Source organism: Ureibacillus suwonensis, from assembly GCF_042655065.1.
GTDB classification, from domain to species: domain Bacteria; phylum Bacillota; class Bacilli; order Bacillales_A; family Planococcaceae; genus Ureibacillus; species Ureibacillus suwonensis.
Window position 1 is genome coordinate 25,974 of the sequence record NZ_JBHSNQ010000189.1, and the last position, 21,487, is coordinate 47,460.

Below are 21,487 nucleotides of genomic sequence, written 5' to 3' on the forward strand. Positions count from 1 at the left end.
CGTCACCTACCCGTCTACAACTCCAAGTTTTTGCAATATTTTTCTGCGCTCTTCTTCAAAATTGATATTTGATGCCTTTTTTTCCTCTTTCTTTGGTTCATTCCGTTTATAAAACCATTCCGGAATCTTTTCTTCCCTTATATTTTTATAAGGCTGTTTCTTGTAGTTTGATGAAGCGGATTTTTTCGCTTCGCTTTCAAGCTTCCATTGCATATATTGGTCCCGTTCCGTGCGGGCAAGTTCCATTGCTTCTTTCGCCGTCCGTACATTTTTCCGCATCCAGTGGTCCGCGATCCGTTCGACATATTTGCGGGGCAATTTCATATCTAAAGTGAGCATCACATATTCGAGCAATACATTGACGACCCCGATAGGCATGCCGTGCTTCATGATTAAATCTTCAGCCAGTTCGACGGAAGACGGCAACGGTTCTTTTCCGTTATTGATATCCCGCAACACTTGAATCGGCGGAGTCGTCTCAAGATAATGGATCAGCTCCTGCTCTTTCGTCAGCGACTGATTCGGTTCTTCCTGCGGCTTCGACTCAAAGTTTTTTTCAAATTTCGGCACTTCCTTTGAAATGGTCAATTTATAATAATCGGCAGCCGCCTTCTTCAATCTTTCCAATGAAATGTTCATTTCATCATCAATGGCCAATATCACAATTTTTTGCATATCCAACGGGGATAGCTGATAGAGGAAAGCAAGCTTTGCAATCCATTCCTTCACTTCCGGCGTAAACACGCGGGAAGGGATCAATTGTTCCGATAATCCGGCTTGCAATAAGTCGAAATCAAACCGTTCATAATAAAAAGGATAATTCATTTGATTGGATTTCAGCTCGGGCTCGATAAATTCCTGGGGAACATTCGTATCAATCGGCTTGAACACATCTGTAAACGTTCTTGAAACCTCTTTGAAAGCGTCCTTGTCAATCCGCTTGATGAACCGTTTGCGCAGTTTGCGGTAAGCCTGTTCGCCAATTCTGCTGAATAAAAACATCGATAAAAGCGGGTCTTGGAAAAATAGTTCCGCATCCAGAGGGCGCGCCAATTCATAAATGAACGTACGATTTTCCCCTTCATCTTTCCGGTATGTCTTCAAGAGTCCGATCGCTTCAAGGGAAATCCGTGCTTGAAACACTTTCATGATCGGCATATTCAGCACATTCATCAAGTAGTAGTGGTTTAATAATCCCCTTTGAGGATCTTCCCCTTCCGCCCATAAAGTCAAATACAAACTGATTGGCTCCGGACCGGTAAGGGGCTGATAAAAAAGGGTCAACAGCTGCCGGTCATGTGAAGAGAGAGAAGAAGGGAGAAGGATATCAAAAGAATCCTTGGGCTGCAACTCTTTATACAAGTAAACCATATATTCTTCCCCCCGTTATCACTTTTTGGACTGGCGATTCAACAATTCCGTCAATTCATCCATAAATACGTTGATATCTTTAAATTGGCGGTAAACGGAAGCGAAACGGACATAGGCCACTTCATCCACTTTCGCAAGCTCGTCCATGACCATTTCGCCGACATCCACGGAACTCACTTCCGAATTTCCAATCCTTCTCAATTCTTTTTCGATATCATAAACGATTTGTTCAAGTTGTTCCAATGGCACAGGGCGCTTTTCGCAGGCGCGGATCAATCCTCTCAACACTTTTTCACGGCTGAACTCTTCCCTGGAACCATCTTTTTTTACGACAATCAAAGGTGTTTCCTCCACTTTTTCAAAAGTGGTGAATCGGTAACCGCAAGATTCGCATTCCCTGCGTCTACGAATCTCTTTATTATCATCAACGGGTCTGGAATCTACCACACGCGTTCCGTTATGGTGACAACTTGGACATCTCATAATTTTAATTCTCCCTGTCTAGTTTCTTAATGAATATTATAACAGATAACAAAGAATGTGACACTTTTCCCATATACGTGACTTGATAACAATCAGATAGGCTATCATTTTAATATACTTTCATCCAAAAATCGAGATGATTTATTCCGAATTTCATTAACAGATTTGCTAATATTTTGTTTTGACAAGTCATCCATAATATGGGGGCAAAAAATAAAAAGTGTAGACAAAGTCCGGAAGACAATGTCTACACTGATCCAAACATAATATTATGCTGTTACTGTTTCCAATGCTTTGACAACTTTTCTAGTCAAATCCACAACGCGTGCAGAATAACCCCATTCATTGTCGTACCAAGCCATCACTTTCACTTTTCTTGTACCCATTACCATTGTTAACTGTGCATCAATTGTTGATGAATAAGTTGTAGTATTGAAATCTACCGATACAAGAGGTTCTTCACAGTAATTCAAAATGCCTTTCAACGGACCTTCGCTGGCTTTTTTGAAGGCTTCATTTACTTGCTCAGCCGTTACATCTTGTTTCAAATCGACAACCAAGTCCACCAAAGAAACGTTTGGCGTTGGTACACGAAGGGCTAAACCATGGATTTTTCCTTGCAATTCCGGAATTACTTTGCCCAATGCTTTTGCCGCACCAGTTGTTGTCGGGATGATGCTTTGACCGCAGGCGCGGGCACGGCGTAAATCTTTGTGCATGTTATCTAAGTTTTTCTGATCGTTTGTATATGCGTGAACAGTTGTCATTAAACCGTTTTCAATTCCAAATTGTTCATGCAACACTTTGACAACCGGAGCCAAGCAGTTTGTTGTACAAGAAGCATTTGAAATGATATCGTGTTTGGATAAATCTAAAGCGTCTTCGTTCACACCAACCACAATTGTGACATCTTCGTTTTTCCCTGGCGCTGTTAAAATCACTTTTTTCGCTCCCGCTTCCAAGTGAAGGGCCGCTTTTTCACGATCGTTAAATTTACCTGTCGCTTCAATTACAACGTCTACGCCAAGCTCTTTCCAAGGCAATTTTGCAGGATCGCGTTCAGCCACTAATTGCACACGCTTGCCATTTACAATCAATGCATCTTCTTCATATTCCACTGTACCATCGAAATGACCATGAATTGTATCATATTTCACCATATGTGCCAATGTTTTGGCAGGATAGCTCGCATTGACTGCCACTATATTTAAATCGTCTTGAACAATTGCTTGTCGGAACACCATACGGCCAATTCGACCAAAGCCGTTTATTGCAATAGAAACTGTCATTATATATAAGCCTCCTATTTTACTTCAATTATGTTTACTTTTTCTCAATTAGTATAGCACATTATTAATAATCGTGTACCAACAATTATAAGATTAAAAAAAATATTATTTTCAAAATAATGAAAAAAACCGGCTCCGTTGAAGCATACTGCGAAACTTGGGGAGAAACCCTATACCAATATTCCATATTCGAACAGCTAAATTCAACAAGAATCATTCCAAAAATCTTGAAAATTTTTTGACATCACGAGCATATTTTTTCAATAATCAGCTAAAGAACGTCCCAATCTTTTAAAATTTGCTCCAGTTGTTTCCGCGTTTCCTCGATTGAACCGTTATTATTAATGACCGCATCCGCCCCTTGCTCTTTCACCGACAAAGGCAATTGGGACTGTATGCGGGCTTTTGCCTCTTCTTCTGTCAATTGATTTCTTTTCATTAATCTTTCCAATTGCACATCTTCCGATACGGACACGACCAAAATTTTATCCACAAAATGTTGAAGCTTGCTTTCAAATAGTAATGGAATATCCATAATCACCGTTTTTTCGCCTTTTTCAAGATACTCATCCCGCTGACGGAGCATTTCTTTCCGGATGGCCGGATGAATGATGCTATTCAACAGTTGCCGTTTCTCTTCATCATTGAAAATAATGGAACCTAATTTTTTCCGGTCCAGTTCCCCATTCTCCGTCAAAACTTCTTCCCCAAAGGCTTCTGCAATTTTTTTCAATGTTTCGCTGCCTGGTTCCACCACTTGCCGGGCCACCACATCCGCATCAACGATTGGAAATCCATATTCTTTTAACATATTACTTACGGTACTTTTTCCGCTTGCAATACTTCCTGTTAAACCAATGATCATAGCAAACACCTTTCTAATGTTGACATTTTGGACAATAAACGCTCGTTCTTCCGGCAATCGTCATCGATTTTGTTTTTGAAGAACAGTTTGGACAAACCTTTTTGCCATACATTTTCAAACGATGCTGCATCCCGCCGGCTTCTCCATTGATGTTTCGATAATCGGAAATCGTCGAACCGCCCATTTCGATGCTTTCCAACAATACCTTTTGAACGGCTTCAAACAATTCGATTTTCCGCTTTTTGCTGACTCTTCCCGTCTTTCTTGCGGGATGGATGCCGACCCGGAAAAGGGCTTCCGTTGCATAAATATTGCCGCAGCCGGAAATCACTTGTCCATCCATAATGACTTCCTTGATCGGCTTATTTTTATATTTCGTAAGCTCACATTTTTCCAAAAAGTAATTCAAGGCACGTTCCTCAAAGGGTTCCGGAGCCATTAATAGCAGCGGCGGATGCTCATCCATGGTTTTTAACAACCGCATTTCACCAAATCTGCGTATATCGGAAAAGATGAGCTTCTCGCCAGTGGATAATGAAAACTTTGCGTGAATATGGTTGCGAAATTTTTCTTCCAAAATTTCATACTCCTGGCCGACGATGAACCAGGCGCCGGTCATTCCCAGATGATTGACGAAAAGGTAGGGCTGTTCATTTTTTTCGACATCAAAGAAAATATATTTGGCCCGCCGTTTCACCTTTTTGATCGTCATGCCGCGCATTTCGTTTTCAAAATCCGATGGCTCCATATTTTTGACAATGCATTGCTTTCCTTGTTGGTGGGATGCATAAACCGTTTTTGACAACACCACATTTTCAATCGTTTTTCCTTCGATTTTCGGGGAAAGCGCCCGAACAACCCCTTCCACTTCCGGTAATTCAGGCATGATTTCACTTCCTTAATTATTTTGCATCGTACCAGGTTGGGCCGTAAGAAATATCCACTTTTAATGGTACATCAAGGGTGATGGCGCTTTCCATCACTTCCGGCACGATTTTTTCCAACTTTTCAATTTCCTCTTTCGGCGCTTCAAAAATCAATTCGTCATGCACCTGCAGCAAGAGTTTCGCCTGCAGACCTTCTTCTTTCAATCTCGCATCGATGTCAATCATCGCTTTTTTGATAATATCTGCGGCGCTTCCTTGAATCGGCGTATTCATTGCCGTACGTTCCGCAAAACTTCTCAAATTGAAGTTTTTGCTTGTAATATCAGGCAAATATCTGCGGCGGTTTAGGATGGTTGTTACATATCCTTTCAATTTTGCTTCCTGCACGATGTTGTCCATATATTCTTTGACACCAGGGAAACTTTGGAAATATTTTTCTATAAAATCTCCCGCTTCTTTTCTGGAAATATCAAGGTTTTGCGAAAGTCCATAATCGCTGATTCCATAAATGATGCCGAAGTTGACCGCTTTTGCCGCCCTTCTCATATTTGGCGTCACTTCATCTTTGGAAACATGGAACACTTCCATCGCCGTCCGGGTATGAATATCCATTCCTTGTTTGAAAGCGTCCACCAAATGTTTATCTTTGGACATGTGGGCAAGAACACGCAGCTCGATTTGGGAGTAATCGGCACCAAAGAGCAGCCAGCCTTCATGGGAAGGAACAAAAGCCTTTCGGATTTTTCTTCCTTCTTCCAGTCGGATCGGAATATTTTGCAAGTTCGGATCTGTTGAAGAAAGGCGCCCAGTCGACGTCAATGCCTGCATAAAGCGGGTATGAACTTTTCCGTCTTCCGGGTGGACTTCTTTGATTAACCCTTCGATATAAGTGGACTTCAATTTCGCCAGTGTCCGGTATTCCAAAATCAATTCGACGATTTTATGCTGGTATTTCAGTTTCTCAAGCACATCCGCCGCAGTGGAATAACCTGTTTTCGTTTTCTTGATGACCGGCAGTCCCAATTTTTCAAACAAAATAACGCCTAACTGTTTTGGAGAATTGATATTGAATGTTTCTCCCGCCAATTCATAAATTTCCTTTTCCAGCGTCGCAATTTTTTCTTGCAATTCTTTCCCCATTTCTTCAAGAGTGGAAATATCCACTTTGATTCCTTGGCTTTCCATTTCCCCTAAAATGACAGCCAAAGGAAGCTCCAAATCATGGTACAGGTCAAACTGCTCATTTTCCTTCAATTTTTTTGTAACCCGATCTTTGCAATGCCAAATGGCAAGGGCTTTGCGGCAAACATGTTCGGCAAGGTCTTTTTCCTCCGGCAATTCCCATTTGGCCCCTTTTCCGTATACCGCTTCATTGGAACGGACATCGGTGTAGCCAAATTCCTTCGCCAGCGTCGCCACATCATCCCCTGAAATGGCAGGATTCAGGATGTAAGAAGCCAGCAGTAAATCAAATTCCACGCCCCGCAAGTTGATGCCATGACGTTTCAATATGCATTGGGCCGCCTTTAAATCCGACATATATTTTTTCTTCGTGCCATCTTCAAAATAAGCCTTTAATATATCATTTTCTTTCAATGCATCCGTCGGAACGAAAAAGGTTTTTGTTCCGTCCGTGAAGGCGAATCCTAAAATATTGCAAGTATGGTATTGTTCATTCTCAAGTTCCACATGTACCGCCATTTCATCGCTGAAGAGATCCCCGGCGATGTCTCGGACAATGTCAAAATCGATTTCAGCCGTTTCCTTTTCTTCCGCTTGGAAATCCGTTTTTTCGAGGAGGGATTTAAACTGCAACTCTTTCCAAACTTCAAGCACCGCTTCCTCGTCCGGACCTGGATAGTCCAAATCCTCAAGACGGATTTCGATTGGCGCATTGGTGTTGATGGTCGCCAATTGTTTGCTCATTTTCGCCTGTTCTTCGTTTTCGATGAGCTTCTCCTTCATCTTGGACTGTTTCATTTGATCGATATGTTCATATAAATTTTCGATTGTTCCATATTCTTTCAGCAATTTGATGGCGGTCTTTTCACCAATCCCCGGAACGCCCGGAATATTGTCGGACGCATCCCCCATCAGCCCTTTCATATCGATGATCTGTTCAGGGGATAAACCGTATTTTTCCTGAATATGTTCCGGCGTATAATGTTCAATATCCGTCATCCCTTTTCGCGTCACATACACCTTCACTTTATCCGTCGCCAGCTGCGTCAAGTCTTTATCCCCTGAGACGATGATGACATCGATATCTTTTTCTTCCGCTTGGCGGGCAAGGGTTCCGATGATGTCGTCCGCTTCGTACAATTCCAATTCGTATCTTGGAATGCGGTATGCGTCGATCAGCTTTTGCAAGTAAGGGAATTGCTCCGACAGTTCCGGCGGCGTTTTCAGGCGGCCGCCTTTATATTCTTCAAAGGTTTCATGGCGGAATGTCGTTTTTCCCGCATCAAAGGCGACGAGCATCTTCGTCGGCTTTTCTTCTTCCAATATTTTTTGAAGCATCGTCGTAAAGCCGTAAACGGCATTTGTATGAATTCCGCTGTCATTCGATAAAAGCGGCAACGCAAAAAACGCTCTATATGCCAAGCTGTTCCCGTCTAGCAATAATAATTTTTCTTTTCCCACTCATTAGCACTCCTTCAGAGAAAAAATCATCTTCCATTACTTTTACACAGTTAATTCCATTATAAAACACGTATCTGCCGAAAAACGACAAATACGTGTTTTTTTCCAAACATTTATAAATAGCCCCGTATCAATGAGGCTGATTGATTTTCTCCTCATAAAAAATTTCTTCATAGATGATTGTCAATAAGAAAGCGTTTAAAAAGGCGATGACAAGATACAGTGGCATCCCGCCCAACTCCGGTTCCATCCACGGACGGAAAAACACTTCCACAATCCCCACTTGGGTAAAATAAAAAATCATCCCGACACCCACTTGCCAGATGGATCGTTTATTTTCCCGCTGTTCATAACGGAACACTTTTTTAAAACTGTTTCGGAGATCCTCCGCCACAAAGATGGAAAGGATGAAAATGATGATAAAAAGTACAGGAATTTGGAACAACTTTATGTTCAAAAATGCGTAAGGAGTCGAAGAATATAACCCTGTCATACTGCAAGACATTATACATGCAAGCAACAGATTTTGGATCCATTGATTTAAACGCTGCATCCTTTCGCCTCGATTCTAATATTATTATTGTATAGTATTATATAACGAGGTTGATAGGATGAGAAAGTTGTAATAATTGCCAACAAAGTATTTTTAATAAATGCGAAAAAAAGGGCAATTGAAGAAACACAAGTTTCCCCTTTGCCCTTTTACGCAAAATTTCATGCATATTCCATCATTCAAGCAGTTTACTAATCAATATAACCGGATAAAATTCTTGCATATGGAGAATCCGCCGGAATAATGATGACTGTATCATCGCCAATCGTTTTCTTATAAGTTTCCAATGTGCGATACAATTGATAGAATTCCGGATCTTTGGAGAAAGCTTCATTATAGATTCTTGCCGCTTCCGCTTCCCCTTCCGCAATAATCATTGCAGCATCTTTTTTGGCTGTGGAAATCAACTCCTGCACTTGCCGGTCGGTTTTGCCTCAATCCGGTTTTTCTCCGCGTCCCCTTCCGATAAATACTTTTGGGCGATGGATTCCCGGTCTGAAATCATCCGCTTATAAACGGATTCTTCGTTTTCCTGCGGCAAGTCTGTACGGCGGATGCGAACGTCCACCACTTCAATGCCATAATTGTCTTTCTTCAATAATTCATTTACATTATTTGTGATTTTTTCCGATAGACTGCCCCGTCCGGAATTTTCATCATTGATGATTTCATCATAATTGATCTGGCCCAGCTCTGTACGCAATACGGAATAAATGAACTCTTCCATGCGGGCTTCCGCATTCACCAAAGATCTTGCATTCTTAATCAACGCCTTTGGATCCGTCACGCGCCATACCGCATAGTTGTCTATGATGATGCGCTTTTTATCGAGCGTATTGATTTCCTCTTCCGACATGTTGTAGACCATCAAATTTTTCGGCAATGTCGTCACGCTTTGGATAAACGGAATCTTCACATAGAGGCCGGGCTTATCCTGATATTTCACCACTTCCCCGAATTGGCGGACAATTCTATATTCATTCTCTTTTACAATATAAATATTTGAAAGCAATACAATGATGACGGCTGCAATCGCGGTAAGCACGATTGCCGTTTTCACGTATTTTTTCGGATTGAACGGCGGCTTTTCTTTGACGATTTTTGCTTCTTTGACGTTTTTCTTTTCTTTATTGTTCTTATTTCCGAAAAGATTTTTGATAAATTTTTCTAAATCTCCGTCATAATAGTTGTTGCTCATTGTTTACCGCCCCCTTCTTTGCTCTTCTCTTCCGTGCTTTGGGTTGCCGGTTGCTGTGGCTGCAGCGGCAAATATTTCAACGTTTCCCCATCATCGTTCATAATGTAAATTTTTGCGCCAGGCAACACTTCTTCCAATGTTTCCAAAATGAGACGCTGGCGGGTGATTTTTTGATTGCCGACATATTCGCTGTATAGCTTGTTGAAAACAGCCACATCCCCTTCGGCTTGCTGGATGCGGGAGATTTTTTCCGCTTCGGCCCGGGAAATGATTGCATCTTTTTCCCCTTGGGCCTCACTGAGTTTTTGGTTTTCGTATTTTCTCGCCTCGTTAATTTTTGTATTTTTCGTTTCACGGGCATCCGTCACAGCCGTGAAGGCGGCTCGAACTTCCGCATTTGGCAGTTCCACATCCTGCAATTTCACCGCCAGGATGGACACGCCAATATCATAATTTTCCACTAAGGATACTAATAAATCCCTCGCTTTTTGTTCGATTTCTGATTTTCCATCCGTTAATGCTTCATCAATCGTTGAACTTCCGATGATGGAACGGATGGAGCTCGATGTCGCATGGTGCAACAGCTCTTTCGGATTTTCCGAGTGGAATAAATATTTCACCGGATCGGAAATTTTGTATTGCACGACCAAATCGGTCAATACAATGTTTTCATCACCGGTAATCATTTTCGTTTCACTGTCTTTCGTGATGATTTCACCGTCTTTTGTCGTTTCATACCCGAATTGCAGGCTGTACGTTTCCTTTGAAAGAACTTCAACTTTTTGGACCGGCCAAGGCAATTTGAAATGCAAACCCGGATCTGTAATAGTTTCAGTGGCTTGCCCAAACGTAATCACAACGGCCTGTTCGGATTCATCCACCGTGTACCAAGTAGTAAAAATGCAAATAAGTCCGATAATTGCGAGAATCGTTAGTCCGGTTGTCAGCAATGCTCTTTTGACGCTCATTCTCTTTTCCCTCTCTTTCTCTTTTAAGAAATCGTTAGCTAATTTACGTTACATTTGCCATTAAAGTTTCACAAAAATGAAAAAAATTGATAGAAAAAATTATTTAGTCCCAGGAAACTTCAAAAAACAAAAAAAGCCGCCTGGACAGACGGCTTTCTTGATCAACTTTCAAACCACAAAATGACGATTTGAAAAGGGGGTTTCGATTAAAACTCTACACGTCGAGTATGAAGATTTCGTATCATGATTGTAAAGAGATTGTTAATTTTCTTTGTATAGAGGAATAAATACCCGCATACAAGTTCCTTTGCCCACTTCGCTTTCCACTTCGATTTTTCCCCGGTGCGCTTCCACCAAATGCTTCACAATCGCAAGCCCCAATCCGGTACCGCCGGAATTTCTGCTCCGCGCTTTATCCACCCGGTAAAACCGTTCAAAGATGCGTGGGATTTCACTTTTCTCGATCCCTATCCCTTCATCTTCCACTTCAACGATTCCATATTTTTCATCTTCCTTAATGCGCAAAGTAATGGCTGTATCATTTGGGGAATAGGTAATGCTGTTCATGATCAAATTTGTAAAAATTTGAATCAATCGGTTTTCATCGCCGAGCACTTTCACATCCCGCTGTATATCAACATCAAATTCCATATTTTTTTCATCCATTTTCGGGCTTGTGACTTCCACTGCCCGAATCAACACATCTTTCAGACTGGTCGGAGCCAACTGCACCATAAAACCGTGCTGTTCAATTTTTGATAATTCCAATAAATCCTGGATCAACATTTGGAGACGGTAGCTTTCTTGATATATGATTTCCAAAAAGGACAACAGCATTTTTTCATCTTCAAAAGCCCCATCCAACAACGTTTCCGAAAACCCTTTAATCGAAGTGATCGGTGTCCGGAGTTCGTGGGATACATTCGCAACAAAATCTTTCCGTATCTGCTCCAAACGGATCAGTTCAGTGATATCATGCATGACAATGACAATTCCGAGCCAACGCCCATGCTCGCCGACCACGGGTGCCCCATACACCTGTTTATAAATTTTTTCGTTATTCCTTTCAATTTCAATCTGTTTCCGATAAGGCAGCTCCGTCAAAAACACATGGTCAATAAATAATTCCAACTCCTTTGGCAAATCAAGGGTCAAAAAGTTTCTGCCTTTCACTTCATTCAAGGATAATTGAAATTCGTCCAAAAACTGTGCATTGGCGATGGAAACCGTCCCTTCCCTGTCAATCATCATAATGGCGCTCCCCATGTTTTCAATCAACGTTTTCAGCCGCTCGTTTTCCACTTTTCTCATCTTTTCGATTTCCTGAAGATTGCGCGCAAGCATATTGATGGATTTTCTCAGTTCGGTTATGGTTGCCGTGCCGCTTGCATAAGCCCTTGCCCGATAATTTCCTTTGATCAATTCCCGTGCAGTATGAATAATATCCTCGATCGGATCCAGCAGTTCCTTGATTAGCCGGTTGGCAATATAAGCAATCAATAAAAAAGAAAACACCAGCAAAATCGCCAAAATAAAAGCCAACTGGTATTTGAGCTGTTCAATTTGCTGCTCTGTGAAAGGAATGTCATTTTTTAAAAAAAAACTTTCCATATAGAAAGGAAATAGCTGACCCAGTACAATACCAAGGACAGCTATTACAGAACCAGTCAGCGCAATGAAGATGAAAAACAATCGATTATTTCGTGATTTCATAGCTTAGGCTCCTCAAATTTATAACCGATCCCTCTTATCGTTTTGATAAACCGCGGCTTCCGGCTATTTTCTTCGATCTTATCCCGCAAATGACTGATATGCACATCAACGATCCGGGTATCCCCGACAAAATCGTAATTCCATACGGCGCTTAACAATTGTTCCCGGGTTAAGACCCGGTTTTTGTTTTCTATCAAATACACCAGCAATTCAAATTCCTTCGGTGTAAAATCAAGGGGCGTGTTGTCTAAGAAAGCCTCAAAGCGTTCAGGATACACTTCCAGTTTTCCAAATTGATAATGCTTCTTCTTTTCCTGTTCCGGTTGGACGGACTGGAACCGGCGTAAAACCGCTTTGACCCGTGCAACGACTTCTCTGGGACTGAACGGCTTTGTCATATAGTCATCCGCCCCCAACTCCAGTCCCAACACTTTGTCAAATTCATCTCCGCGGGCCGTCAACATAATGATGGGAATATTTTTCTTCAGGCTTCTCAATTCTTTGCAAATTTCCATCCCGTCCATCGAGGGCAACATTAAATCCAACAGGATCAAATCAGGTGATTCATCGAGCGCTTTTTCAAACCCTTCCTTCCCGTCATTTGCTGTCAGGACTTCATACCCGGCGCGTTCCAAATTATATTTCAGCAAAGTGGCAATGGATGCTTCATCTTCTACAACTAAAATTGTCTTGTTTGATGTCATTTTTTCCTCCATGATTGTTATTTGATTTGAAACCCCCATTTCAAATCAATCATTTGTTCACTTTATTGGAGGCATTACTTTTACCAATCCTCGCATGACATGTTGGTGGTTTTTATTCATCCCATTGATTTGAATATTCACTAAATTATTTTCATAATCGATATGTTGAACTTCCAATAAAATTTCGATGGTTTCATAATGGTATACCGGTTCTAAATATATTAAATTTTGCTCCCGAATATGCGAACCTGGACCGGGCAAATACTTGGAAATCGCGCTTGTCACAATCCCATTCAACATGATCGGTGGGACAATCGGTTTTTTGAAAGCTGTTTCTTTCGCGTAGTCGTGTTGGATATACAAAGGATTATTGTCATTTGTCAAACCCAAGTACAAAAGTAAATCTTTGTCTTCAATTGTTTCTATCAAGTGAACCCTCTCACCAACTGCAATCTCATCGATTTTTTTGCCAATTTTGGTTCTAGTGCCTTTTAACAATTGAATGATTCCTCCTAAATTAATGACGTCAATTTCATAGTATCAATTTTTTCAGAAAATAGCCACAATAAAAGAGAGGAATCAATTTAAGGCACTCATGAGGCTTTTTACCGACTCGGCGGATTTTTTCAACGCCGCTTTTTCATCTTCCGTCAAATCCAATTCAAATATCTTCTCAACCCCGTTCGCGCCGAGCAGAGTTGGCACACCCAAATAAATGCCCTCGAAACCATACTCTCCTTCCAAATAAGCAACAGCAGGCAAAATGCGGCGCTGATCCTTGATGATGGCCTCCGCCATTTCCACCAATGCCGCGGCGGGAGCGTAATAGGCGGAACCGTTACCCAATAAGTTGACAATTTCACCGCCACCGACACGTGTCCTTTGAACAATTTGTTCCAGCCGGTCTTTTGGAATCAATGTTTCAACCGGAATCCCTCCGACGTAAGAATAGCGGGTGAGTGGAACCATTGTATCTCCGTGCCCTCCTAATACAAATCCGGAGACATCTTTGACGGATACATTCAATTCCTCTGCGACGAAAGCGCGAAATCTTGCTGTATCCAATACCCCCGATTGCCCCAGCACTTTATTTTTCGGAAGGCCGGATTCTTTATAAGCAACATACGTCATCGCATCGACCGGATTCGTTAATACAATGATTGTCGGATTTGATGAGTGTTTCATAATCTCTTTTGTGACAGATTTGACGACTTTTTGATTGATTTGAACCAAATCATCCCGGCTCATTCCCGGTTTTCTTGCAACCCCTGCCGTAATGATGACCAAGTCCGAATCAGCGGTATCTTTATAATCTGACGTACCGGTGACATATGAATCAAAGCCTTGAATCGGCGCCGCTTCCCACATGTCCAAAGCTTTGCCTTTCGTTGGATTTTCAGCCTCAGGAATATCAACCAAAACCACATCGCCCAATTCCTTTTGGGCCAACAAAAAAGCGGTGGTTGAACCTGTAAAACCTGCACCAATCACTGAAATTTTCTTTCTTTTCAAAGACATATGTACTACCCCCAATTCAAAATAAATTCTATATATAAGTATATACAAAAAGGGTCGTCCCAATTTAACGCTTGAGACGGCCCTTTGTTTATTGGAATTCAACAAAAGCTTTGGAAAATCCTTCAAACTTTTATGAACTTTTTCATTTATAAATTAAAGATTTTTAATTAGTGCATCTGCGAATTCAGAACATTTCACTTCTGTCGCACCTTCCATCAAACGTGCGAAGTCGTATGTTACGACTTTAGAAGCGATTGTTTTTTCGATGGATTTAGTAATTAAGTCAGCAGCTTCTTTCCATCCAAGGTGTTCAAACATTAATACACCAGAAAGGATTACTGAAGATGGGTTCACTTTATCTAAACCTGCATATTTAGGAGCAGTACCGTGAGTTGCTTCGAAGATCGCATGGCCAGTTACATAGTTGATGTTTGCTCCTGGAGCGATACCGATACCGCCGACTTGTGCAGCCAATGCGTCGGAAATGTAGTCACCGTTTAAGTTCATTGTAGCCACTACATCGAATTCTTTTGGACGAGTTAATACTTGTTGTAAGAAGATATCAGCGATTGTGTCTTTAACGATGATTTTGCCGGCTGCTTCTGCTTCAGCTTGCGCTTCGTTGGCAGCTTCCACACCTTTTTCCGCTTTGATGCGGTCATATTGATCCCATGTGAATACTTTATCGCCGAATTCGCGTTCAGCTAATGCATAACCCCATTTTTTGAAGCCGCCTTCAGTGAATTTCATGATGTTACCTTTATGCACTAAAGTTACAGATTTGCGGCCTTCGCGGATTGCATATTCGATTGCAGCGCGGATTAAGCGTTCAGAACCTTCGATGGAAACCGGTTTGATACCGATTGCGGAAGTTTCTGGGAAGCGGATTTTCTTAACGCCGAATTCATCTTGTAAAAATTTGATTAATTTTTTCGCTTCTTCAGATTGTGCTTCGTATTCAATACCTGCATAGATGTCTTCTGTATTTTCACGGAAAATGACCATATCTACATGTTCAGGATGTTTTACAGGAGATGGAACACCGTCGAAGTAACGTACAGGGCGTAAGCATACGTACAAGTCTAATTCTTGGCGCAATGCTACGTTTAGAGAACGAATTCCCCCACCTACTGGAGTTGTAAGAGGACCTTTGATTGCGATTAAATATTCGTTGATTTTATCTAAAGTTTCTTGAGGTAACCATTCGCCAGTTTGATTGTAGGCTTTTTCACCGGCAAGAACTTCTAACCATTGAATTTTTCTTTCTCCGTTATAAGCTTTTTCTACAGCCGCATCGAACACACGAACAGCAGCAGCCCAAATATCCGGACCTGTACCGTCTCCTTCGATGAAAGGAATGATTGGATTATTAGGTACAATTAATTTACCATTTTCTACCACAATTTTACCGTTAGTCATGTATGTTGCCTCCTATATTCATAAGTCTAGGACTGTGTTAGATCTAACACAGTCCTAGTGTATTTTAGCATATTTTCTAAAAATTTTTCATTCCAATTTAAAAATTATCTTTCTTCGATTGGAACATATTGTTGATGTTTTGGACCCACGTATTCAGCACGAGGACGAATCAAGCGGTTATTTGCATATTGTTCAAGGATGTGAGCAAGCCATCCTGATGTACGGGATACTGCAAAGATTGGTGTGAATAGGTCATGCTCGATATCAAGTGAATCATACACTGATGCAGAGAAGAAGTCAACGTTTGCTGGAAGTCCTTTTTGACCTACAACGATGTCATGAATTTTCACTGACATTTCATATAATTCCGGTTTGCCTTTTAGGTTTGTCAATTTTTCGCTCATAACGCGTAAATGTTTCGCGCGTGGGTCTCCTTTGCGGTATACGCGGTGACCAAAGCCCATGATTTTTTCTTTGTTGTTTAATTTATTCATGATATAAGGTTCTACATTTTCGATTGAACCGATTTCAGTCAACATTTTCATTACTTGTTCGTTAGCTCCACCGTGAAGCGGCCCTTTTAATGCGCCGATTGCAGCAGTGATTCCGGAATATACATCGGAAAGTGTGGCTACACAAACGCGTGCAGTGAATGTAGAAGCGTTCAATTCATGGTCTGCATGCAATACTAATGCTTTGTTGAAAGCTTCGATTTCGATTGGATCTGGCTCTTTGCCATGCAACATATATAAGAAGTTTGCTGCATATCCTAATTCAAGTTTTGGAGCAACTGGCTCTAAACCTCTGCGGATGCGAGAGAATGCAGCTACGATTGTACCAATTTTAGCTTGGATGCGGATTGCTTTTCTGTAGTTTGCTTCATCGCTCATTACATCAGCTTCGTCATCATATGCGCTCAATAAAGAAACAGCAGTACGCAATGCTGCCATTGGATGCACTTTGTCAATAGGCATCGCTTTGAATAAATCGATCACTTGTTGAGGAATTTCCGCATTTTCAGCAAGTTGTTGTTTAAGTTCTTCCAACTCTTCTTTCTTTGGTAGACGTTGGTGCCATAACAGATAAATAACTTCTTCGAATGAAGAGTTTTCCGCTAAGTCATCGATGCTGTAACCTACATATGTAAGTGTATCATCGATTATTGAACTAATTTTGGATTCAGCAGCAATAATACCTTCTAAACCGCGTGTTGCTGTCATAAAAAATCGCTCCCTCTCTAAAATATTTAATGAATGCAAATTCTAATTGTAAGTGCTTTCTTTTTCTTTTATGACACTTACGGTCGTTTCGCTCAAAATGAACCTATTATTAAATCGCTTACAACGAATATTATAATAAATTTTGACGTCTTTGTGAATAATTTTTCAAAAATAAAGAAAAAAAAGTAAACCGAATAAAAAATCTGCGTTTTCGAGAATTTTTGTTCTTCAACGAGATTATATTCACTGGATTCAGGGGTGATGATAATTGCAATTGAATAAATTTTCTGTCTATTACAACAAAAATATTGTCCAATTTTTGGCCCTCATATTATATTTTGCTTTGCTTTGGCTCATATTGCCAATCTCGTTGGCCATATTCTGTGCATATTTATTATATCCCATTATTCACTTTTGCAATCAGCGATTGAAACTACCTTATATTATAAGTGCCATCATTATATCTATATTAATTTTCATATCATTTTATTCCTTCTTTTATATTACAATTCAAAGCATTATCTCCATTTATCCTGAAGTGAAAAAACAAGTGGAAGATCTACAATTTTTTGACTCCAAATATGTTTTCCTTTTGGAAAATATCTTTAACGAGTCGCTGACATACATCGATACGGCAATCATGGGCATGGCAGGCTATTTGCAGAACATCTTTCAATATGTATTTGAAATTTTTGTTTTTCTGGTAGCTTTCTACTTTTCCCTGTTTGAATCAAAAAGGGACCGGTACTGGTTTTTCATCTATGTTCCGAAATCATATCGCAGCAGTTGGAAACAGTATTTCACAAAAGCTACAAATCTATTCAGCTATTTCTTGTACGTCAATTTCCAGTTGTTTATCATCACTTTTTTTCTTCTCAGCATTGGACTTGCATTGCTGCAATTTGAGAAACCGGTGAACAAAGCCTTTTTGATTTCTTTTGCAGATGTCCTGCCGTTTTTCGGAATCGGTTTATTTCTGATTCCGATCGCCATCTACTTTTTTGTAACAGGAGAAAAGTTTCTATGTTTTGCATTGCTATTGCTCTATGTTTTTATACAAATTACAAGGCAGCTGACTGAATCATTGCTATGGGCGTCCACCTTTCAATTGCGGACGGTCCACACATTTTTCATCAGCGCTGCCTCCATTCTGTTATTTGGCGTCTATGGAATTATACTGAGTCCATTTTTGTTATTGATTGCAGTAAAAATTAAACAAAGTGTTAACGCTGGATAATGATGACCTGATTGTTTTCCATTTTTCTTCGGATCCATTCCACGATCATCGGCTTGTACAACTGTCGTGTCCATGGAAGGACCATCGTAAAGGCGATAATATCAGAGATGAAGCCGGGCAAAATAAATAATACGCCTCCCAAAAATATGAGAAATGCATCAACCATCGCATGCCCAGGAGGTTCTCCCCGGTAAATGCTGTCCCGGAGATTTTGAAGGGATTTTAAACCTTGTTTTTTCGTAATCACAACTCCCACTAAACTTGCCAATATAATAAGCAGTAACGTGCTTAAAACACCCAGCCAATTTCCGACTATGATAAACATGGCAATTTCAAACAAAACAAACAAAATACTGATGAAGAAGATTTTTCTCAACGAATACCCTCCATTAGAGTCATTTTTCTCATAAAGTAAATACGAAAAAGATAGGAAAAAAGTTTCAATAAATTTTCGCATGATGAAAATTGAGGCTGTTTAAAAAGTATGCTCCTTTTTAAACAGCCTTTCATTTGATCATGCTTACAAGACGCTTGCATGTCCTTTATAAATAACGCCGGTTTCCGCATCCATCGTAATTTCCTGTCCGTGCCGGATGAGTGAGGTTGCTTCTTTCACACCCACGATGACAGGGATCCCCAAGCTGAGACCGACAACGGCCGCATGGCTTGTTAAGCCTCCCTCTTCGGTGATGATGCCGACACATTTTTCAATCACCGGCATCATTTCCCGATCCGTTCCGACCGTTACAAGAATTTTTCCTTCCACATCGTAGGCTTGCGCTTCTTCCGCATTTTTCACAACAACCGCTTTGCCTACGACCGATTGTTTGCCGATGCCTTGTCCGCGGGCTAACAGGTCGCCGATCACATGGACTTTCATCAAGTTTGTCGTACCTGATTCGCCGACTGGAACGCCCGCTGTAATGATCACGACATCACCATGATCCACATAACCATGTTTCAATGCTTCATCAACGGCAAGTTCCAAAATTTCATCCGTTGTTTTTGCTTTATGGGTTACAATTGGTAATACTCCCCAAACCAGTGTTAATTTTTGCGCAGTGGACTGGCTATCCGTAATGGCGATAATCGGTACGCCAGGGCGGTATTTTGCGATCAATTTGGCTGTAACGCCGCTTGCTGTCGGGGCAAGTACCGCTTTTACCCCAAGATTGATGGAAGTATATGAAACGGCTTGGGAGAGGGCTTCTGTCATTGTCGTTTCTTTTTCACGGCTTCTTGTTTGGACGATGGTGCGATAGTCCAATGAGTTTTCCGTAAATTCCGCAATACGGTTCATCGTTTTTACCGATTCCACCGGATACAATCCCGCAGCCGTTTCTCCGGAAAGCATGATCGCATCCGTACCATCCATAATGGCATTGGCGACGTCACTTGCTTCCGCGCGGGTTGGACGCGGATTCCGCTGCATGGAGTCAAGCATTTGGGTTGCCGTGATAACGGGTTTTCCCAATTGATTGCATTTTTTGATCAATGCTTTCTGAACAAGCGGAACTTCTTCTGCCGGAATTTCCACCCCCAAGTCTCCCCGGGCAACCATCAATCCATCGGAAACTTCAATAATTTCATCGATATTATCTACGCCTTCACGGTTTTCGATTTTAGGGATGATTTGGATGTGCCCACCGCCATTTTGTTCAAGCAATTCACGGATTTCCAGCACATCTTTCGCTGTCCGGACAAAGGAAGCGGCGATAAAATCGACCCCTTGTTCTATGCCGAATAGAATATCCTTCGCATCTTTTTCGGTAATTCCAGGCAATTTGATGGAAACTCCAGGGACGTTTACACCTTTTTTATTTTTCAAAACGCCGGCATTTTCAACGATTGTATGAATTAATCCTTTCTCGTAATCTTTCGCCAATACCCGCAACTGAATGAGTCCGTCATCCAATAAAATAATATCGTTTTGATCCACATCATATATCAATTGGTCATACGTAACCGAAAAACATGTTTCATCGCCGAGCACTTCTTTCATCGAAATATCGATGACTTGTCCCGTTTGCAAATGGACTTCCCCGTTTTTCATATCATGTGTCCGGATTTCCGGACCTTTTGTATCGAGCAAAATGCCGACAATCTTATTTAACCGGTTGGCGACATCCCGGATGGTCGCAATGCGCATCGCATGTTCCTCATGAGTGCCATGGGAAAAGTTCAATCTCGCTACATTCATCCCTGCTTTCATCAGTTCTTCAAGAACTTCTGGAGATTCGCTTGCAGGTCCAATGGTACAAACAATTTTTGTCTTTCTCATATCCATTCTCTCCATCTTTTAAATATATTTATATTGAAAGTTCTTTTGATAAAGTATATAAGCTTATATCCGCTTGATGCTTTGTTGTAAAAATCTCCTGTAAATCATAATCATAAACTTCTTGATTTTTTATACCCACTGCACGGCAAGTCTTGCCTTCCAACAATAACTCCACCGCATAAGCGCCCAGCCGGCTCGCAAGGACCCGGTCAAAGGCTGTTGGGGAGCCTCCCCTTTGAATATGTCCCAACACGGTAATTCTTATATCAATACCGGTTCTTTCTTTTATCATATCGGCCAGTTGGGAGGCAGGCATGACTCCTTCGGCAACAATGATGATGCTGTGTTTTTTCTTGCGCGCTTCTCCCCGTTTCAAGCGGGCAATGATATCATCCAAGTCAAAGGGTTCCTCCGGTATAATAACAGATTCTGCGCCAGCCGCAAGCCCTGACCATAATGCAAGGTCGCCGGCATCTCTTCCCATCACCTCAATGATGAAGGTATTCTCATGGCTTGTGGCTGTATCACGGATTTTGTCAATCGCATTGACTACCGTATTTAACGCCGTATCGAAACCAATGGTAAAATCCGTGCCCGGAATATCGTTATCGATTGTTGCAGGTACACCGATGCATTTAAAGCCCAATTTCGTTAATTCATAAGCCCCGCGGTAGGAACCGTCTCCCCCGATCACGATCAGCCCATCGATTCCCGCCTCTTTCATTTTTTCTATCCCCTGCAGTCTGTATTTTTCTTCCATAAATTTTGGGCAACGGGATGAAAAAAGTTTCGTTCCCCCCCGTTGAATAATTCCGCCAACGGAACCAAGATCCAACAATTCCATTTTACCTTGAATAAAGCCTTCGTATCCATGATAGATTCCATAAACCTCAACATCATGGTAGTTCGCTTTTCGCACGACGGCACGAATGGCCGCATTCATGCCAGGTGCATCGCCGCCGCTCGTCAATACGCCAATCCGTTTCATATTTCTCCCTCCAATCTTTAATACGTATTGTCAAAAATTACTTAATAAAACTTACGTTTTTGTTGGTATAACTAGTTTTATATAAAAAAAACTTGCCACCCCCTTAAAATTAGGGTATTTATGAGGTAACCACACACTCAAAAATCCCTA

The 21,487-nt window shown here is 41.3% G+C and carries 18 protein-coding genes and 1 pseudogene; 1 reads left to right on the plus strand and 18 read right to left on the minus strand.

Features of this window, described 5'->3' with window-relative positions; genetic code table 11:
• Positions 1–6: 6 nt before the first annotated feature.
• From ACFPOH_RS15380 to citZ, 15 genes and pseudogenes are all read right to left on the minus strand, one after another.
• Positions 7–1,371 (minus strand): replication initiation and membrane attachment family protein, encoded by a 1,365-nt coding sequence (locus ACFPOH_RS15380; protein ID WP_390310513.1) that lies wholly within the window; start codon positions 1,369–1,371, stop codon positions 7–9.
• A gap of 18 nt (positions 1,372–1,389) precedes the next feature.
• Positions 1,390–1,854: a transcriptional regulator NrdR gene (gene nrdR / locus ACFPOH_RS15385; RefSeq protein WP_342468960.1), complete on the minus strand. Its 465-nt coding sequence runs from the start codon at positions 1,852–1,854 to the stop codon at positions 1,390–1,392.
• Positions 1,855–2,123: 269 nt separating this feature from the next.
• Positions 2,124–3,143, minus strand: a complete 1,020-nt coding sequence (locus ACFPOH_RS15390; RefSeq protein WP_342468959.1) for a glyceraldehyde-3-phosphate dehydrogenase — start codon at positions 3,141–3,143, stop codon at positions 2,124–2,126.
• A gap of 271 nt (positions 3,144–3,414) precedes the next feature.
• The gene (coaE, locus tag ACFPOH_RS15395; protein ID WP_342468958.1) at positions 3,415–4,008 is read right to left on the minus strand and encodes a dephospho-CoA kinase; all 594 of its coding nucleotides are present in this window, start codon (positions 4,006–4,008) and stop codon (positions 3,415–3,417) included.
• Between the two features lie 13 nt (positions 4,009–4,021).
• The gene (gene mutM, locus ACFPOH_RS15400; protein WP_390310516.1) at positions 4,022–4,894 is read right to left on the minus strand and encodes a bifunctional DNA-formamidopyrimidine glycosylase/DNA-(apurinic or apyrimidinic site) lyase; all 873 of its coding nucleotides are present in this window, start codon (positions 4,892–4,894) and stop codon (positions 4,022–4,024) included.
• A 16-nt stretch (positions 4,895–4,910) separates the two neighbouring features.
• The gene (polA, locus tag ACFPOH_RS15405) at positions 4,911–7,538 is read right to left on the minus strand and encodes a DNA polymerase I (RefSeq protein WP_390310518.1); all 2,628 of its coding nucleotides are present in this window, start codon (positions 7,536–7,538) and stop codon (positions 4,911–4,913) included.
• Positions 7,539–7,668: 130 nt separating this feature from the next.
• A complete protein-coding gene (locus ACFPOH_RS15410; protein WP_342468955.1) occupies positions 7,669–8,091 on the minus strand; it encodes a DNA polymerase I in 423 nt (140 codons plus the stop codon).
• Positions 8,092–8,282: 191 nt separating this feature from the next.
• A pseudogene (gene hflC / locus ACFPOH_RS15415) lies at positions 8,283–9,289 on the minus strand (protease modulator HflC).
• Positions 9,286–10,257 carry an FtsH protease activity modulator HflK gene (gene hflK, locus ACFPOH_RS15420; RefSeq protein ID WP_342581646.1) on the minus strand — a complete coding sequence of 324 codons (972 nt, stop codon included), beginning with the start codon at positions 10,255–10,257 and terminating at the stop codon, positions 9,286–9,288. The pseudogene hflC and the gene hflK overlap by 4 nt, the downstream one beginning before the upstream one ends.
• A 261-nt stretch (positions 10,258–10,518) precedes the next feature.
• A complete protein-coding gene (gene pnpS, locus ACFPOH_RS15425) occupies positions 10,519–11,970 on the minus strand; it encodes a two-component system histidine kinase PnpS (protein ID WP_342468952.1) in 1,452 nt (483 codons plus the stop codon).
• Positions 11,967–12,674 (minus strand): response regulator transcription factor, encoded by a 708-nt coding sequence (locus ACFPOH_RS15430; RefSeq protein ID WP_342468951.1) that lies wholly within the window; start codon positions 12,672–12,674, stop codon positions 11,967–11,969. The genes pnpS and ACFPOH_RS15430 overlap by 4 nt, the downstream gene beginning before the upstream one ends.
• A 57-nt stretch (positions 12,675–12,731) precedes the next feature.
• The gene (locus tag ACFPOH_RS15435; protein WP_342468950.1) at positions 12,732–13,172 is read right to left on the minus strand and encodes a MaoC/PaaZ C-terminal domain-containing protein; all 441 of its coding nucleotides are present in this window, start codon (positions 13,170–13,172) and stop codon (positions 12,732–12,734) included.
• An 81-nt stretch (positions 13,173–13,253) separates the two neighbouring features.
• Positions 13,254–14,192: a malate dehydrogenase gene (mdh, locus tag ACFPOH_RS15440; protein ID WP_342468949.1), complete on the minus strand. Its 939-nt coding sequence runs from the start codon at positions 14,190–14,192 to the stop codon at positions 13,254–13,256.
• A gap of 153 nt (positions 14,193–14,345) precedes the next feature.
• The gene (icd, locus tag ACFPOH_RS15445) at positions 14,346–15,611 is read right to left on the minus strand and encodes an NADP-dependent isocitrate dehydrogenase (protein WP_342468948.1); all 1,266 of its coding nucleotides are present in this window, start codon (positions 15,609–15,611) and stop codon (positions 14,346–14,348) included.
• Between the two features lie 104 nt (positions 15,612–15,715).
• A complete protein-coding gene (gene citZ, locus ACFPOH_RS15450) occupies positions 15,716–16,831 on the minus strand; it encodes a citrate synthase (RefSeq protein ID WP_342468947.1) in 1,116 nt (371 codons plus the stop codon).
• A gap of 268 nt (positions 16,832–17,099) precedes the next feature.
• Between citZ and ACFPOH_RS15455 the strand changes: the two genes are divergently transcribed.
• A complete protein-coding gene (locus tag ACFPOH_RS15455) occupies positions 17,100–18,068 on the plus strand; it encodes an AI-2E family transporter (protein WP_342468946.1) in 969 nt (322 codons plus the stop codon).
• Here ACFPOH_RS15455 and ACFPOH_RS15460 read toward each other — a convergent pair.
• From ACFPOH_RS15460 to pfkA, 3 genes are all read right to left on the minus strand, one after another.
• Positions 18,055–18,444: an FxsA family protein gene (locus ACFPOH_RS15460; RefSeq protein WP_342468945.1), complete on the minus strand. Its 390-nt coding sequence runs from the start codon at positions 18,442–18,444 to the stop codon at positions 18,055–18,057. The genes ACFPOH_RS15455 and ACFPOH_RS15460 overlap by 14 nt on opposite strands.
• Before the next feature lie 144 nt (positions 18,445–18,588).
• A complete protein-coding gene (gene pyk / locus ACFPOH_RS15465; protein ID WP_342468944.1) occupies positions 18,589–20,349 on the minus strand; it encodes a pyruvate kinase in 1,761 nt (586 codons plus the stop codon).
• Positions 20,350–20,377: 28 nt separating this feature from the next.
• Complete coding sequence (pfkA, locus tag ACFPOH_RS15470; protein ID WP_342468943.1) at positions 20,378–21,337, minus strand: 6-phosphofructokinase; 960 nt, start codon at positions 21,335–21,337, stop codon at positions 20,378–20,380.
• Positions 21,338–21,487 lie beyond the last annotated feature (150 nt).

What these genes read in the sequence shown, in the direction of transcription:
- pnpS (WP_342468952.1), bottom strand. Translation starts at nt 11,970, where the DNA reads ATGAAATCACGAAATAATCGATTGTTTTTCATCTTCATTGCGCTGACT.
- ACFPOH_RS15390 (WP_342468959.1), bottom strand. Translation starts at nt 3,143, where the DNA reads ATGACAGTTTCTATTGCAATAAACGGCTTTGGTCGAATTGGCCGTATG.
- pfkA (WP_342468943.1), bottom strand. Translation starts at nt 21,337, where the DNA reads ATGAAACGGATTGGCGTATTGACGAGCGGCGGCGATGCACCTGGCATG.
- citZ (WP_342468947.1), bottom strand. Translation starts at nt 16,831, where the DNA reads ATGACAGCAACACGCGGTTTAGAAGGTATTATTGCTGCTGAATCCAAA.
- coaE (WP_342468958.1), bottom strand. Translation starts at nt 4,008, where the DNA reads ATGATCATTGGTTTAACAGGAAGTATTGCAAGCGGAAAAAGTACCGTA.
- ACFPOH_RS15410 (WP_342468955.1), bottom strand. Translation starts at nt 8,091, where the DNA reads ATGCAGCGTTTAAATCAATGGATCCAAAATCTGTTGCTTGCATGTATA.
- nrdR (WP_342468960.1), bottom strand. Translation starts at nt 1,854, where the DNA reads ATGAGATGTCCAAGTTGTCACCATAACGGAACGCGTGTGGTAGATTCC.
- mdh (WP_342468949.1), bottom strand. Translation starts at nt 14,192, where the DNA reads ATGTCTTTGAAAAGAAAGAAAATTTCAGTGATTGGTGCAGGTTTTACA.
- icd (WP_342468948.1), bottom strand. Translation starts at nt 15,611, where the DNA reads ATGACTAACGGTAAAATTGTGGTAGAAAATGGTAAATTAATTGTACCT.
- mutM (WP_390310516.1), bottom strand. Translation starts at nt 4,894, where the DNA reads ATGCCTGAATTACCGGAAGTGGAAGGGGTTGTTCGGGCGCTTTCCCCG.
- hflK (WP_342581646.1), bottom strand. Translation starts at nt 10,257, where the DNA reads ATGAGCGTCAAAAGAGCATTGCTGACAACCGGACTAACGATTCTCGCA.
- pyk (WP_342468944.1), bottom strand. Translation starts at nt 20,349, where the DNA reads ATGAGAAAGACAAAAATTGTTTGTACCATTGGACCTGCAAGCGAATCT.
- ACFPOH_RS15430 (WP_342468951.1), bottom strand. Translation starts at nt 12,674, where the DNA reads ATGACATCAAACAAGACAATTTTAGTTGTAGAAGATGAAGCATCCATT.
- ACFPOH_RS15380 (WP_390310513.1), bottom strand. Translation starts at nt 1,371, where the DNA reads ATGGTTTACTTGTATAAAGAGTTGCAGCCCAAGGATTCTTTTGATATC.